16 protein-coding genes are annotated in these 14217 nt (G+C 56.7%); 11 read left to right on the top strand and 5 right to left on the bottom strand.

Annotated features, from left to right (window positions below):
* Positions 1-322 precede the first annotated feature (322 nt).
* The 10 genes from MMW58_RS30470 to MMW58_RS28590 all read left to right on the top strand — a co-directional run bounded on the left by MMW58_RS30470 (position 323) and on the right by MMW58_RS28590 (position 8360).
* Positions 323-403, top strand: coding sequence for a hypothetical protein (locus MMW58_RS30470; RefSeq protein ID WP_421673008.1), 81 nt, complete (start codon positions 323-325; stop codon positions 401-403).
* A 218-nt stretch (positions 404-621) separates the two neighbouring features.
* Entirely contained in the window at positions 622-762 is a 141-nt protein-coding gene (gene rpmH / locus MMW58_RS28630; protein ID WP_002220736.1) for a 50S ribosomal protein L34, read from the top strand.
* Positions 763-777: 15 nt separating this feature from the next.
* On the top strand, positions 778-1137 hold the full coding sequence (gene rnpA, locus MMW58_RS28625; RefSeq protein WP_071844868.1) for a ribonuclease P protein component: 360 nt from the start codon (positions 778-780) through the stop codon (positions 1135-1137).
* A complete protein-coding gene (gene yidD, locus MMW58_RS28620) occupies positions 1101-1358 on the top strand; it encodes a membrane protein insertion efficiency factor YidD (RefSeq protein ID WP_071844869.1) in 258 nt (85 codons plus the stop codon). The genes rnpA and yidD overlap by 37 nt, the downstream gene beginning before the upstream one ends.
* Positions 1359-1360: 2 nt before the next feature.
* Positions 1361-3010 (top strand): membrane protein insertase YidC, encoded by a 1650-nt coding sequence (gene yidC / locus MMW58_RS28615; RefSeq protein ID WP_041143337.1) that lies wholly within the window; start codon positions 1361-1363, stop codon positions 3008-3010.
* A gap of 194 nt (positions 3011-3204) precedes the next feature.
* Positions 3205-4569 (top strand): tRNA uridine-5-carboxymethylaminomethyl(34) synthesis GTPase MnmE, encoded by a 1365-nt coding sequence (mnmE, locus tag MMW58_RS28610; RefSeq protein WP_045853742.1) that lies wholly within the window; start codon positions 3205-3207, stop codon positions 4567-4569.
* A gap of 178 nt (positions 4570-4747) precedes the next feature.
* Positions 4748-5932, top strand: a complete 1185-nt coding sequence (locus tag MMW58_RS28605) for an MFS transporter (RefSeq protein ID WP_159236677.1) — start codon at positions 4748-4750, stop codon at positions 5930-5932.
* Positions 5901-6860 carry an HTH-type transcriptional regulator YidZ gene (gene yidZ, locus MMW58_RS28600; protein ID WP_045855384.1) on the top strand — a complete coding sequence of 320 codons (960 nt, stop codon included), beginning with the start codon at positions 5901-5903 and terminating at the stop codon, positions 6858-6860. Before MMW58_RS28605 ends, yidZ begins: the two co-directional genes overlap by 32 nt.
* 158 nt (positions 6861-7018) lie before the next feature.
* Positions 7019-7756 (top strand): 4'-phosphopantetheinyl transferase family protein, encoded by a 738-nt coding sequence (locus tag MMW58_RS28595; RefSeq protein ID WP_133600263.1) that lies wholly within the window; start codon positions 7019-7021, stop codon positions 7754-7756.
* A gap of 37 nt (positions 7757-7793) precedes the next feature.
* A complete protein-coding gene (locus MMW58_RS28590; RefSeq protein ID WP_241722552.1) occupies positions 7794-8360 on the top strand; it encodes an NADPH-dependent FMN reductase in 567 nt (188 codons plus the stop codon).
* Positions 8361-8404: 44 nt separating this feature from the next.
* On the opposite strand, the gene adeP is transcribed toward MMW58_RS28590, so the two are convergent.
* The gene (adeP, locus tag MMW58_RS28585; protein ID WP_133600265.1) at positions 8405-9742 is read right to left on the bottom strand and encodes an adenine permease AdeP; all 1338 of its coding nucleotides are present in this window, start codon (positions 9740-9742) and stop codon (positions 8405-8407) included.
* 169 nt (positions 9743-9911) lie between these two features.
* Here adeP and yieH point away from each other — a divergent pair, with 169 nt between their 5' ends.
* Entirely contained in the window at positions 9912-10577 is a 666-nt protein-coding gene (yieH, locus tag MMW58_RS28580) for a 6-phosphogluconate phosphatase (protein ID WP_133600266.1), read from the top strand.
* Positions 10578-10663: 86 nt separating this feature from the next.
* On the opposite strand, the gene phoU is transcribed toward yieH, so the two are convergent.
* From phoU to pstC, 4 genes are all read right to left on the bottom strand, one after another.
* The gene (phoU, locus tag MMW58_RS28575) at positions 10664-11389 is read right to left on the bottom strand and encodes a phosphate signaling complex protein PhoU (RefSeq protein WP_004107251.1); all 726 of its coding nucleotides are present in this window, start codon (positions 11387-11389) and stop codon (positions 10664-10666) included.
* Positions 11390-11526: 137 nt separating this feature from the next.
* A complete protein-coding gene (pstB, locus tag MMW58_RS28570; protein WP_041143344.1) occupies positions 11527-12300 on the bottom strand; it encodes a phosphate ABC transporter ATP-binding protein PstB in 774 nt (257 codons plus the stop codon).
* Positions 12301-12346: 46 nt separating this feature from the next.
* A complete protein-coding gene (pstA, locus tag MMW58_RS28565; RefSeq protein ID WP_045853737.1) occupies positions 12347-13237 on the bottom strand; it encodes a phosphate ABC transporter permease PstA in 891 nt (296 codons plus the stop codon).
* Positions 13237-14196, bottom strand: a complete 960-nt coding sequence (gene pstC / locus MMW58_RS28560; RefSeq protein WP_132512443.1) for a phosphate ABC transporter permease PstC — start codon at positions 14194-14196, stop codon at positions 13237-13239. Before pstC ends, pstA begins: the two co-directional genes overlap by 1 nt.
* Between the last annotated feature and the right edge of the window lie 21 nt (positions 14197-14217).

The raw sequence follows: 14217 nt of genomic DNA, 5'->3' as shown, positions 1-14217 counted from the left end.
GGCGGACTCCACTCGAACATAAAATCGATATAAAGAAAAAAAGAAACAATCGTGATTGTTGGCACACGTCGACCAGACCCTGCATAAGCCGAAAAGCCCCTGCACAAAAGGGGTGACGTGCGAACCGCTATCTGCGGTTTTTGTCCGATGCGGATCCGGGGATCGCGATCGGGACCGGGGATCATAGCCTAAACTGAAAAAGATATCTTGTGTTTCTCAACAGATTCTTCCCGTTTTATCCACAGGAAGGATCGAAGCCGGGTAAGTGTAATCGATCCTGGGAAGGGTGGGACACGATTTCGCCCGCATATTGGAAAAATTAATGAGCTATGCCGGTTTTGGGCCTAAACGATCTAACAAAGATCCCCTGCGATCCTTGCGCTTTACCCGTCAGGCCGTATAATCCTCCACCCGGTGCGTAATGCCCGTTTTCCGCAGCCTGTCTCAGCTCATTTTTTGTGCGGCAAGGTGTGAGAAATAAGGAAAGAGAATTGACTCCGGAGTGTACAATTATTACAATCCGGCCTCTTTAATCACCATCGCTGAGGCGTTAGTCGTTCGAAGTTCGTTCGGGTATACGCAAAAGTCAGTGAAATAATTCAAGTTTAGGTAGAAACCGCCATGAAACGCACTTTTCAACCGTCTGTACTGAAGCGCAACCGTTCTCACGGCTTCCGTGCACGTATGGCTACTAAAAATGGTCGTCAGGTTCTGGCACGTCGTCGTGCTAAAAGCCGTTCCCGTCTGACCGTTTCCAAGTAATAAAGCTAACCCTGCGTGGTTAAGCTAGCATTTCCCAGGGAGTTACGTTTGTTAACTCCCAGTCATTTCACTTTCGTCTTCCAGCAGCCACAACGGGCTGGCACGCCGCAAATCACCATCCTCGGCCGCCTGAATTCGCTGGGGCATCCCCGCATCGGTCTTACTGTCGCCAAGAAAAACGTCAAACGCGCGCATGAACGCAATCGGATTAAACGTCTGACGCGTGAAAGCTTCCGTTTACGTCAGCATGAACTCCCGCCAATGGATTTCGTGGTGGTGGCAAAGAAAGGGGTTGCCGAACTCGATAACCGTGCTCTCTCGGAAGCGTTGGAAAAATTATGGCGCCGCCATTGTCGCCTGGCTCCCGGGTCCTGATAGGCCTTATACGGGTCTATCAGCGCCTGATTAGTCCGCTACTCGGGCCGCATTGTCGTTTCACTCCAACCTGCTCAAGCTATGGAATTGAGGCATTGCGCAGGTTTGGGGTGGTAAAAGGCAGTTGGTTGACAGTGAAACGCGTATTAAAATGCCACCCTTTACACCCTGGTGGTGACGATCCCGTCCCGCCTGGACCATTTGATACCAGAGAACACTAACGATGGATTCGCAACGCAATCTTCTTATCATCGCTTTGTTGTTCGTGTCTTTCATGATCTGGCAAGCCTGGGAGCAGGATAACAATCCGCAAGCCCAGCAGCAGCAGACCACGCAGACAACGACCACCGCAGCGGGTAGCGCCGCCGACCAGGGCGTACCGGCCAGTGGCCAGGGGAAACTGATTACGGTTAAAACAGACGTGCTTGATCTGACCATCAACACCCGCGGTGGTGATGTTGAGCAGGCGCTGCTTCCGGCTTACCCGAAAGCGCTTAAGTCTACCGAACCGTTCCAGCTACTGGAGACCACTCCGCAGTTTATCTATCAGGCTCAGAGCGGTTTAACCGGTCGTGATGGCCCGGATAACCCGGCGAATGGCTCTCGTCCGCTGTATAACGTCGATAAAGATGCGTTTGTGCTGGCCGATGGCCAGAACGAAATCGTCATTCCGCTGACGTACACCGACAAAGCCGGCAACGTATTCACCAAAACGTTCACCCTGAAACGTGGTGAGTATGCGGTGAACGTAGGCTACAACGTACAGAACGTCGGCGAAAAACCGTTGGAGATCTCCACCTTCGGTCAGCTGAAACAGTCTGCTAACCTGCCAACCGCACGCGATACGCAAACCGGTGGCCTGTCTACGATGCACACCTTCCGCGGTGCCGCGTATTCAACCGCAGATACGAAGTACGAAAAATATAAATTCGATACCATCGTCGATAACGAAAACCTGAACGTCAGCACCAAAGACGGTTGGGTCGCCATGCTGCAGCAGTACTTTACTACCGCATGGGTTCCGCAGAATAGCGGCACCAACAGCTTCTACACCGCCAACCTCGGTAACGGTATCGTCGCTATTGGCTACAAATCTCAGCCGGTTCTGGTACAGCCAGGTCAGGTTGATAAGCTGGAAAGCGTGCTGTGGGTCGGCCCGGCAATTCAGGACAAAATGGCTGCCGTTGCGCCGCACCTGGATCTGACCGTTGACTATGGCTGGCTGTGGTTTATTTCTCAGCCGCTGTTCAAGCTGCTGAAATGGATCCATAGCTTCCTCGGCAACTGGGGCTTCTCGATCATCGTTATTACCTTTATCGTTCGTGGCATCATGTACCCGCTGACTAAAGCGCAGTACACCTCCATGGCGAAGATGCGTATGCTGCAGCCGAAGATTCAGGCCATGCGTGAGCGTCTGGGCGATGACAAACAGCGTCAAAGCCAGGAAATGATGGCCCTGTATAAAGCGGAGAAGGTTAACCCGCTGGGCGGCTGCTTCCCGCTGATTATCCAGATGCCAATCTTCCTTGCGCTGTACTACATGCTGAGCGCCTCGGTTGAACTGCGTCATGCGCCGTTTATCCTGTGGATCCACGACCTGTCTGCACAAGACCCGTACTACATCCTGCCGATTATCATGGGCGCAACGATGTTCTTCATTCAGAAGATGTCGCCGACGACCGTGACCGACCCGATGCAGCAGAAGATCATGACCTTTATGCCGGTCATCTTCACGGTGTTCTTCCTGTGGTTCCCGTCTGGCCTGGTGGTTTACTACATCGTCAGCAACCTGGTAACCATTATCCAGCAGCAGCTGATTTACCGTGGTCTGGAGAAACGTGGCCTGCATAGCCGCGAGAAGAAAAAATCCTGATTCTCTTCATTCTTCAAGCCGCAGATGCGTTGGCTTCGTTAGTTCGCCCCAGTCACTTACTTCAGTAAGCTCCTGGGGCCTCTCTAACTTGACGCCTTCCTGCAACTTGAACTATTTCGAGAATATACGGTAAAGTTAATGCCAGAGAAGGCGGTCAATAGACCGCCTTTTTTACATTTACATAGAGAGTCATCATGAGCCATAACGACACTATCGTCGCCCAGGCCACCCCACCGGGACGCGGTGGGGTGGGCATTCTGCGCATCTCTGGCCTGAAGGCGCGCGAGGTCGCAGAGGCGGTACTCGGCAAGCTGCCAAAACCGCGCTACGCCGACTACCTGCCGTTCAAGGACGTTAACGGAACGGCGCTGGATCAGGGTATCGCCCTGTGGTTCCCGGGGCCAAACTCCTTTACCGGCGAAGACGTCCTCGAGCTGCAGGGGCACGGCGGCCCGGTCATTCTCGATCTGCTGCTCAAACGCATCCTGACCCTTCCGGGCCTGCGCATTGCTCACCCGGGAGAGTTCTCCGAACGCGCGTTTCTCAACGATAAGCTCGACCTGGCTCAGGCCGAGGCGATTGCCGATCTGATTGACGCCAGCTCCGAGCAGGCGGCGCGTTCGGCGCTGAACTCGCTGCAGGGCGCCTTCTCCGCGCGCGTAAACCACCTTGTGGAAGCGCTGACGCACCTGCGTATCTACGTCGAAGCGGCTATCGACTTCCCGGATGAGGAAATTGATTTTCTCTCCGACGGCAAAATAGAGGCCCAGCTTAACGACGTGATGGCCGATCTCGACGCGGTTCGCGCCGAGGCCCGTCAGGGCAGCCTGCTGCGTGAAGGAATGAAGGTGGTGATCGCCGGGCGCCCTAACGCCGGGAAATCGAGCCTGCTGAACGCGCTGGCCGGGCGTGAAGCCGCGATTGTGACAGATATCGCCGGTACCACCCGCGACGTGCTTCGCGAGCATATCCACATCGACGGCATGCCGCTGCACATCATCGATACTGCCGGTCTGCGCGACGCCAACGATGAGGTTGAACGCATCGGTATCGAGCGCGCGTGGCAGGAAATCGCCCAGGCCGACCGGGTGCTGTTTATGGTGGATGGCACCACTACCGACGCCGTCGACCCCGCCGAGATCTGGCCGGACTTTATCGAACGCCTGCCGGCAAAGCTGCCGATTACCGTGGTGCGCAATAAAGCCGACGTCACCGGCGAAACGCTGGGCCTGAGTGAAGTAAATGGTCACTCGCTTATTCGCCTGTCGGCGCGTACCGGCGAGGGCGTTGAGGCGCTGCGCAATCATCTTAAGCAGAGCATGGGCTTCGAGACCAATATGGAGGGCGGCTTCCTCGCCCGCCGTCGCCACCTGCAGGCGCTGGAAGCAGCGGCTAACCATCTGCAGCAGGGTAAAGCCCAGCTGCTTGGCGCATGGGCCGGCGAGCTGCTGGCTGAAGAGCTGCGGCTCTCACAGCAGGCCTTAAGCGAAATTACCGGCGAATTTACCTCTGACGATCTGCTGGGGCGCATTTTCTCCAGCTTCTGTATTGGTAAGTAACCGCGCCTCGCGTAGTTCGTAAACGTTCACTAACCCGCATTAACCGGCTGTTGATGCGGGTTTTTACTTTTTAAGCCCCCCATTTTTCCTCCCAGGAAATCATTGTTGTCCAAATGGCAACTCGTACTGGCAGGCATTCACCATTACTCTGTATGGCACTATTATCGCGAGGGGTTCTATGGCACGCTTTCTGATCTGTGGTTTTGCGCTGGTTTTGCTCTATCCATCCGGCATTGATATGTATTTGGTTGGTCTGCCGAAAATTGCGCAGGATTTGGGGGCCAGCGAGGCGCAGCTGCATATTGCCTTCTCGGTCTACCTGGCGGGTATGGCCACCGCGATGCTGTTTGCCGGGCGCATTGCCGACAGGTCCGGACGCAAGCCGGTCGCTATATTTGGCGCCTTTATCTTTATTCTGGCCTCCCTGCTCTGCTCGCTGGCGCATACCAGCACCCTTTTCCTGATCGGACGCTTTATTCAGGGCATCGGCGCCGGCAGCTGCTACGTGGTGGCTTTTGCGGTGCTGCGCGATACCCTTGATGATCGGCGGCGCGCCAGGGTGCTGTCGCTCCTCAACGGTATTACCTGCATTATTCCGGTGCTGGCGCCGGTGCTGGGCCATCTGATTATGCTTAAGTATCCGTGGCAAAGCCTGTTTTACACCATGACCGGCATGGGCGTGATGGTCGGCCTGCTGTCAATCTTCGTGCTGCGGGAAACGCGCCCAACCGCGCTGCCAAACGAGGCCGCTCAGCAACCCGCCGGCTCCGAGTCGCTGCTGAACCGCTTTTTCCTCAGCCGGGTGATCGTCACCACCCTTAGCGTCACCGCCATCCTGACCTACGTGAACGTCTCGCCGGTGCTGATGATGGAGGAGATGGGCTTCGACCGCGGCAAATATTCGATGGCGATGGCCCTGATGGCGCTGATTAGCATGGCCGTCTCGTTTTCCACGCCGTTTGCGCTCACCCTGTTTAAGCCGCGCACCCTGATGCTGACCTCGCAGGGGATGTTCTTTATTGCCGGGGTGCTGCTCAGCCTCGCCACCAGCCAAACGGTGACCATGCTGGGGCTGGCGCTGATTTGCGCGGGCTTCTCCGTCGGCTTCGGCGTGGCAATGAGCCAGGCGCTGGGGCCGTTTACCCTGCGCGCCGGCGTCGCCAGCTCCGCCCTGGGTATCGCTCAGGTCTGCGGCTCTTCGCTATGGATTTGGCTGGCCGCTATCGTTGGCTTAAGCGCAATGAATATGCTGATCGGGATCCTCATTGGCTGTAGCATAGTCAGCATTGTGCTGATTGTGGCCGCTGCCCCCGCACGGGCCGCGCAAACTTATGAAGAAACCCCTGTCGAGTCTCGATCTTAATTTATTACTCTGCCTGCAGCTCTTAACCCAGGAGCTCAGCGTCACCCGCACGGCGAAACGAATGAACGTTTCGCCGTCGGCGGTAAGCAAGTCGCTGGCCAAGCTCCGCGCCTGGTTCGACGATCCGCTATTCGTTAAAACGCCTCTCGGCCTGACGCCAACCCCGCTGATGACCAGCATGGAGCAGGATCTGGCGGACTGGATGCAGATGGGCAACCAGATCCTCGATAAGCCGCATCACGCCACGCCCAGCGGCCTGAAGTTCGAGCTGGCGGCGGAAATGCCGCTGATGATGATCCTCTTTGATACCCTTGCCCGGCAGATCTACCAGCGCTATCCCCAGGCGCTGATCCGCCTGCGCGGCTGGGACTATGATTCGCTGGACGCCATTATTCGCGGCGAGGTTGATATTGGATTTTGCGGGCGGGAAACGCACCCGCGTTCACGCGAACAGCTGAGCCAGCTGCCGTGGTATATCGATTTTGAGGTGCTGTTTACCGACCTGCCGCAGGTGTGGCTGCGCGCGGATCATCCGGCCCTCAGCGAAGAGTGGAATCTGGAGACATTTTTACGCTACCCGCATATCAATATCAGCTGGGAACAAATCGATACCTGGGCGCTGGACGACGTATTGCAGGATTTGGGGCACAAGCGCACCGTCGCCCTGACCCTGCCGGGCTTTGAGCAATCGCTGTTTATGGCCGCCCAGCCGGATCACCACATGCTGGCGACGGCACCGCGCTACTGCCACCACTATAACCGCCAGCACCAGCTGCCGCTGGTGTCCCGGCCTCTCCCGCTGGAGCCCCAGCTGCTGGAAAAAGTCCGGGTGCCGTTCGTCCTGCTGTGGCATAAGCGTAACAGCTACAACCCCAAAATCGTCTGGCTCAGGGAAACCCTGAAACGACTCTATACGGATCCGCTATAGCGACGTTATACGTATCACCCTCTCTTTGTTACGCAAGAATTTGTAAAATTCACATAATCCCCCTTTTCAAGGGATGATTTCCGCATTAAAACCTATCAATTCCAGGCGATAATGTAATTCTCAATTTTTATCTCTGCCCATTAATCACGGAGCGACGAATGGCAACGCATTTTGCAAGAGGGATACTAAGCGCAAGGGAGCCGCTATCGACACGCCTGTCGGCGGCCTGTCATCAAACCGCCCAAAGTTTGCCGGAGTACCGACAAACCCGCTACCGCGCATCGCGGTCGCTGCTCGCAGAGCTGCTGTTTATGCTGTACGGCATTAGCGAGCTTCCCGAAATCATCAGAGAAGCCGACGGCAGGCCGGTCTTTCGCGACAGCCACCTTCCCCGCTTTTCCATTTCATATGCCGGAAATATCGTTGGCGTCACGCTGACAACGGAAGGCGACTGCGGCCTGGACATGGAGCTGCAGCACGCTTCTCGCGGCGTGCATCCGCTGCACGACGCCAATCGGTATGTTTTCAACAGCAACGAAAATCTCTGGATTAACAACCAGTACGATCCTGATGAAGCTCGCGCCCAGCTGGTCGCGCTGCGCCGCAGCGTCCTCAAGCTCACCGGCGAAGCGCCCGTGCGCCTGCAGCTGCTGCCAGGCGCAGGTCGGCTGCGTACCGCCAACATGCAGCCTATAGAGGCGCTCTGCGACGCCGAGTCGGTGCTGGTCTGGTCCATTGCCGCTACGCCGGGTATCGGCCAGCTTAAGGTCTGGGAATACGCGGGGAGCGACGGCTGGCGTACCCTGCCGGACGCCCAGGCGCGTGCGAAAGAGCCCGCAGCCCGCCTGATGCGCTTCACCAGCCTGCCGGTGGAAAAAGCACTCTCCCTCAACTGACCGGTTCGTCCGGCCATCATGATGCAAAGGAGCAATCATGTCTGATACGTTGAAAGTTGTTACGTTACTCGGAAGTCTGCGCAAAGAGTCGTTTAATGGCATGGTTGCACGCACCCTGCCGGGCATCGCGCCTGCGGGGATGGCGATCTCCGCGCTGCCGTCGATTGGCGACATTCCGCTATACGATGCGGATGTTCAGCAGGAAGAGGGATTCCCGCAAAGCGTGCTGGAGATTGCCCGCCAGATTCGCGAAGCGGATGGGGTGGTCATCGTGACGCCGGAGTATAACTACTCGGTTCCCGGCGGCCTGAAAAATGCGATTGACTGGCTATCTCGCCTGCCTGAACAGCCCCTCTCAGGGAAGCCGGTACTGATCCAAACCAGCTCGATGGGCGCTATCGGCGGCGCGCGCTGCCAGTATCACCTGCGGCAGATTCTGGTGTTCCTCGACGCGATGGTGATGAACAAGCCTGAGTTTATGGGTGGGGTTATTCAGAACAAGGTCGATCCGCAGTCGGGAGAAGTGGTCGATCAGAGCACGCTCGATCATCTCAGCGGCCAGCTGAGCACCTTTGGCGACTATATTCAGCGCGTTAAAGCCTAAGTGACAGCCCTCTCCCTGTTGGGAGAGGGTTAAGTGCGGGTAAATCAGTGGGCGTCGATAAACACAATTTTCAGCACGAACAGCAGGGATACGATAATCACGCACGGGCTGAGGTCGCGCAGGCGGCCGGTGCCAATCTTCATCACGCAGTAGGAGATAAAGCCCAGGGCGATACCTTCGGTGATCGAGAAGCTAAACGGCATCATCACCGCGGTAATGAACGCCGGTACCGCTTCCGTCAGATCGTCCCACTTCACGCGCGCCAGGCTGGAGGTCATCAGCACGCCGACGTAGATTAACGCACCGGCGGCAGCGTAGGCTGGCACCATTCCCGCCAGCGGCGACAGGAAAATAACCAGCAGGAACAGAATGCCGACAACGACCGCCGTCAGGCCGGTACGTCCGCCGACGGAGACGCCGGAGGAGGATTCGATATAGGCCGTGACCGACGAGGTGCCGATAAAGGAGCCCGCGACGGAAGAGACGCTGTCCACGAACAGCGCCTGCTTCATGCGCGGGAATTTACCTTTCTCATCAGCAAGACCGGCTTTATCCGTCACCCCAATCAGGGTACCGGAGGAGTCAAACAGGTTGACCAGCATAAAGGAGAAGATAACGCCGGCCAGGCCAAGATTAAACGAACCGGCTAAATCAACATGACCGACAACCGTCATCACGCTCGGCGGCGCAGAAACGATGCCGGTGTAGTGAACATCACCCAGCATCCAGCCCAGCAGCGTTGTCACTACGATAGAAACCAGGACCGCCGCGTGGATGTTACGCGACGCCAGAATGGCGATGATAAAGAAGCCGAGGATCCCCAGCAGCACGCTGTGGGAGGTCAGGTTACCGATGCTGACCAGCGTGTCCTGGTTGGCAACAATTACGCCCGCATTTTTCAGCCCCATCATACCGATGAACAGGCCAATCCCGCTGGTGATGCCCACCCGCAGGCTTACCGGAATATTGGCAATCATCCAGTAGCGTACGCGGAAAATCGTCAGCAGCAGCAGGCCGACGGCGCCCCAGAAAATAGCCCCCATCCCCACCTGCCACGGCAGGCCCATTGCCTGAACCACCACAAAGGCGAAGAAGGCGTTGAGGCCCATTGCCGGCGCCAGGGCGACGGGCAGGTTAGCAAACAGCCCCATCATAATACTGCCGAATGCCGCGATCAGGCAGGTCGTCACAAACACGGCGCTGGTATCCATACCCGCCACGCCGAGAATCTGTGGGTTAACGAAAACAATGTAGACCATCGTCAGGAAGGTGGTGAAACCTGCGATCGCTTCGGTGCGTGCCGTCGTGCCGTGTTCACGCAGCTTGAACACGCGCTCCAGCAGACCCTGGCCAGAAGACTGGCTGGTTTGTTGTTGACTCATTATCGGTTTCCGAACAAAGGAGGGAAAATTCGAGGCTATCCTATACCAAAATGCGACACCTGGTGCAGTTGTGTGTTAATTTTTTTTCATTGCTTTTGCTTATACGGCAACGATTGCGTCCCGCAAATCTGCATTACGAAAACGTTAAACTTGTTAAAATGGAAACAGCATGTCCCCAATAGAAGCCCTGTTTTTCGACTGTGACGGCACGCTGGTCGACAGCGAAGTAATCTGTTCCCGCGCCTATGTTCACATGTTCAAAGAGTTCGGCATTACGCTGGATTTAGAAGAGATCTTTAAGCGCTTCAAAGGCGTAAAGCTCTACGAAATCATCGATACCATAAACGAGGAGTACGGCGTTAGCCTGCAAAAGGCGACGCTTGAGCCGGTCTATCGTGACGAGGTGGCGCGCCTGTTTGATTCAGAGCTGGAGGCTATCGCCGGCGCGCAAGCGCTGCTGGACGCGGTGACCGTTCCCCAGTGCGTGGTCTCGAACGGCCCGGTCAGCAAAATGCAGCACTCGCTCGGCAGAACCGGCATGTTGCACCATTTCCCCGACAGGCTGTACAGCGGCTACGATATTCAGCGCTGGAAGCCCGATCCGGCGCTGATGTTCCACGCGGCGAAGGCGATGAACGTTAACGTCGAAAACTGCATTCTGGTGGATGACTCCAGCGCCGGTGCCCGGTCGGGAATTGATGCCGGAATGGAGGTGTTCTACTTCTGCGCCGATCCGCACAACCCGCCGATCGTGCATCCGAAAGTGACGATGTTTACCGATTTAGCGCAGCTTCCGGCGCTGTGGAAAGCGCGGGGCTGGGAAGTGACCCGTTAAGCTCCCGGCGTCGCTGCGCTCGGCCGGGCCAGGGTTGCGCGAGATCCCGTTGCCCCGGCCAGCGTCGCGCGGCCGGGGAGCGGTGGTTACTCTTTCGGATCTTTACCCGCCAGCAGCTTATCCAGCTCATCGCCGCCAACGTGGCGGAAGTCCTGGCCTTTGACGAAGTAGAAGATATATTCGCAGATGTTCTGGCAGCGGTCGCCGATGCGCTCAATCGAGCGGGCGCAGAACAGGGCGGTCAGCACGCTCGGAATCGTACGTGAATCTTCCATCATATAGGTCATCAGCTGACGCACGATGCCCTCATACTCCTGATCCACTTTCTTATCTTCACGATAGATACGCACGGCTTCGTCCAGATCCATTCGCGCAAAGGCGTCGAGCACATCGTGCAGCATCTGCACGGTGTGGCGGCCGAGCGACTCCAGGCTCACCAGCAACGGCTGATGCTGCTGGGAGAACTTCTCCAGCGCCGTGCGGCAAATTTTATCCGCCACGTCACCGATACGTTCCAGCTCGGCGATGGTTTTGATAATCGCCATCACTAAGCGCAGGTCGCTGGCGGTCGGCTGACGTTTGGCAATGATGCGCACGCAGGCTTCATCGATGGCCACTTCCATCATATTGACCTGCTTATCACCATCGATAACGCGCTTGGCCAGCTCGCTGTCCTGGTTGTGCATCGCGGTGATCGCATCAGAAAGCTGCTGCTCCACCAGCCCACCCATCGTCATCACCTGGGTGCGGATATACTCCAGTTCAGCGTTGAACTGGCCGGAAATATGTTTATTGAGATTTAGGTTATCCATCGTTCCTCCAGATGCCCAAAAGATTTCTGGCCATAGCGAGGCGGCAAGAGCGCAAATCCCCGGTCGCGTAGAGCGCTACGTAACCGGGGTGAGCAAAGGCAGCCAGCGCGGGTACAGCCTGAAAGCTGAGGAGCATATCAACCGTAGCGGCCGGTAATGTAATCTTCAGTTTGCTTCTTAGCGGGCTTCGTAAACAGATCGTCCGTGTTGCTGAATTCAATCAGCTCGCCAAGATACATAAATGCCGTATGGTCAGAACAACGCGCAGCCTGCTGCATGTTGTGAGTAACGATAACGACGGTGTAATCCTGCTTCAGCTCGGTGATCAGCTCTTCAATGCGCCCGGTGGAAATCGGATCCAGCGCGGAGCACGGTTCATCGAGCAATAGCACTTCCGGGCGAATCGCGATACCGCGCGCAATGCACAAACGCTGCTGCTGGCCGCCGGAGAGAGAGTAGCCGCTCTGATGGAGCTTATCTTTGGTTTCGTTCCACAATGCGGCCTTGGTCAGCGCCCACTGCACGCGCTCGTCCATATCGGTGCGCGACAGCTTTTCAAACAGGCGAACGCCAAAGGCGATATTGTCATAAATCGACATCGGGAACGGCGTCGGCTTCTGGAAGACCATCCCGACCTTGGCGCGCAGCAGGGCGATATCCTGAGTGTTGGTCAGAATATTATCGCCATCCAGCAAAATTTCGCCTTCCGCGCGCTGCTCCGGATACAGCTCAAACATTTTGTTGAACGTCCGCAGCAGGGTCGACTTACCGCAGCCTGACGGGCCGATAAACGCCGTAACCTGGTTTTTGGAAATATCCAGGTTGATGTTTTTCAGGGCATGGAATTTTCCGTAGTAGAAGTTCAGGTTACGAACTGAAAGCTTACCCGGGATAGTATTCACCATACTCATCAATCTCTTCCTCATTCAGCGCCGCGTTTCGCCGCGCTGCAAAAAATTAACCGTGTTTATTCTTCGCGAAAACCACGCGCGCCAGAACGTTCAGCAGCAGTACGCACAGGGTGATAATCAATACCCCGGCCCATGCCAGTTGCTGCCACTCCGCAAACGGACTCATGGCAAATTTGAAAATCGTTACCGGCAGGTTGGCGATCGGCTGCATCATGTCGGTACTCCAGAACTGGTTGGAGAGCGCGGTAAACAGCAGCGGCGCCGTTTCCCCGGCGATACGCGCGATAGCCAGCAGGATGCCCGTCATGATGCCGGAAACCGAGGCTTTCAGGGTGATCGCGGAAATCATGCGCCATTTCGGCGTCCCCAGGGCGTAAGCCGCTTCACGCAGGCTGTCCGGCACCAGCTTCAGCATATTCTCGGTGGTACGAATCACGATCGGCACCTGCAGCAGCGCCAGCGCAATAACGCCCGCCCAGCCGGAGAAGTGCTGCATCTGTGCGACCACGATGGTGTAAACGAACAGGCCCACCACGATAGACGGGGCGGAGAGCAGGATATCGTTAATAAAACGAATCACTTCCGCCAGCGCGGATTTACGGCCATATTCCGCCAGATAAATCCCCGCCATGATGCCCAGCGGCGTGCCGAAGATCGTTGACCACAGGATCAGCAGGCCGCTGCCCGCGAGGGCGTTAGCCAGGCCGCCGCCAGCGGTGTTCGGCGGCGGGGTCATTTCGGTGAACAGCGCCAGGCTCATGCCGTCAATGCCGCGGGTCACCGTGGCCATCAGGATCCAGATAAGCCAGAACAGACCAAATACCATCGTCCCCATTGAGAGACCCAGCGCGATCCGGTTTTTCAGGCGCCGCTTAGCCTGCATTTTACGGCGGGACTCCGCCAGCTCGGCGGTGGTTTGTAGCTCAATCGTCGCCATTAGCGCGCTCCCTCATTCTTCGCCAGACGCATCACCATGAACTTAGATGCGGCCAGAACAATAAAGGTAATAACGAACAGAATCAGACCCAGCTCCATCAGCGCGGCAACGTGCAGGCCGGACTCGGCTTCGGCAAACTCGTTCGCCAGCGCGGAGGTGATACTGTTGCCCGGCATATACAGCGAAGCGCTATCCAGCTGGTAGGTGTTACCGATAATAAAGGTCACCGCCATAGTTTCCCCCAGCGCGCGCCCCAGACCGAGCATCACCCCGCCTATCACCCCGTTGCGGGTAAAGGGCAGCACAATGCGCCAGATAACCTCCCAGGTGGTGCAGCCGATGCCGTAGGCTGACTCTTTCATCATCACCGGCGTCTGCTCGAACACATCACGCATAACCGCGGCAATATAAGGGATGATCATGATGGCCAGAATGACGCCGGCCGCCAGAATACCGATACCAAACGCCGGTCCCGCAAACAGGGCGCCGACGAAAGGAATGGTCGACATGATGTTGCCAACCGGCTCCTGGAAGTAGGTGGCGAACAGCGGCGCAAAGATAAACAGGCCCCACATGCCGTACACGATACTCGGAATAGCCGCCAGCAGTTCGATCGCAATACCGAGAGGACGCTTAAGCCAGGCGGGAGAGAGTTCGGTCAGGAACAGCGCAATGCCGAAGCTCACCGGAACGGCAATCAGCAGCGCGATAAATGAGGTAACCAGCGTACCGTAGATCGGAACCAGCGCCCCGAAGACTTCGTTCGGCGCATCCCACTCTTTAGTCCACAAAAAGGAAAAACCAAACTTTTGAATGCTTGGCCACGAAGAGATAATCAGGGAAACGATGATGCCGCCCAGCATCAATAGCACAATCAGCGCCGCCAGTTTGACCAGCACGCCGAAAATTATGTCACCCTTTTTCCCCGGAGGGTTGAATGCCGGCTTGGTTGCAGCCATAGGTTACTCTTTAAGTTCGGG

This window comes from Klebsiella sp. HC6, assembly GCF_022605325.1.
Lineage (GTDB): Bacteria > Pseudomonadota > Gammaproteobacteria > Enterobacterales > Enterobacteriaceae > Klebsiella > Klebsiella terrigena.
Note: the sequence above shows the minus strand (reverse complement) of the source record. Positions and strands in the feature narration are given on the sequence as shown.

Coding starts and splice junctions, on each gene's coding strand:
- MMW58_RS30470 (WP_421673008.1), top strand. CDS start 323: ATGAGCTATGCCGGTTTTGGGCCTAAACGATCTAACAAAGATCCCCTG.
- rpmH (WP_002220736.1), top strand. CDS start 622: ATGAAACGCACTTTTCAACCGTCTGTACTGAAGCGCAACCGTTCTCAC.
- yidD (WP_071844869.1), top strand. CDS start 1,101: ATGGCGCCGCCATTGTCGCCTGGCTCCCGGGTCCTGATAGGCCTTATA.
- yidC (WP_041143337.1), top strand. CDS start 1,361: ATGGATTCGCAACGCAATCTTCTTATCATCGCTTTGTTGTTCGTGTCT.
- mnmE (WP_045853742.1), top strand. CDS start 3,205: ATGAGCCATAACGACACTATCGTCGCCCAGGCCACCCCACCGGGACGC.
- MMW58_RS28605 (WP_159236677.1), top strand. CDS start 4,748: ATGGCACGCTTTCTGATCTGTGGTTTTGCGCTGGTTTTGCTCTATCCA.
- yidZ (WP_045855384.1), top strand. CDS start 5,901: ATGAAGAAACCCCTGTCGAGTCTCGATCTTAATTTATTACTCTGCCTG.
- MMW58_RS28595 (WP_133600263.1), top strand. CDS start 7,019: ATGGCAACGCATTTTGCAAGAGGGATACTAAGCGCAAGGGAGCCGCTA.
- MMW58_RS28590 (WP_241722552.1), top strand. CDS start 7,794: ATGTCTGATACGTTGAAAGTTGTTACGTTACTCGGAAGTCTGCGCAAA.
- adeP (WP_133600265.1), bottom strand. CDS start 9,742: ATGAGTCAACAACAAACCAGCCAGTCTTCTGGCCAGGGTCTGCTGGAG.
- yieH (WP_133600266.1), top strand. CDS start 9,912: ATGTCCCCAATAGAAGCCCTGTTTTTCGACTGTGACGGCACGCTGGTC.
- phoU (WP_004107251.1), bottom strand. CDS start 11,389: ATGGATAACCTAAATCTCAATAAACATATTTCCGGCCAGTTCAACGCT.
- pstB (WP_041143344.1), bottom strand. CDS start 12,300: ATGAGTATGGTGAATACTATCCCGGGTAAGCTTTCAGTTCGTAACCTG.
- pstA (WP_045853737.1), bottom strand. CDS start 13,237: ATGGCGACGATTGAGCTACAAACCACCGCCGAGCTGGCGGAGTCCCGC.
- pstC (WP_132512443.1), bottom strand. CDS start 14,196: ATGGCTGCAACCAAGCCGGCATTCAACCCTCCGGGGAAAAAGGGTGAC.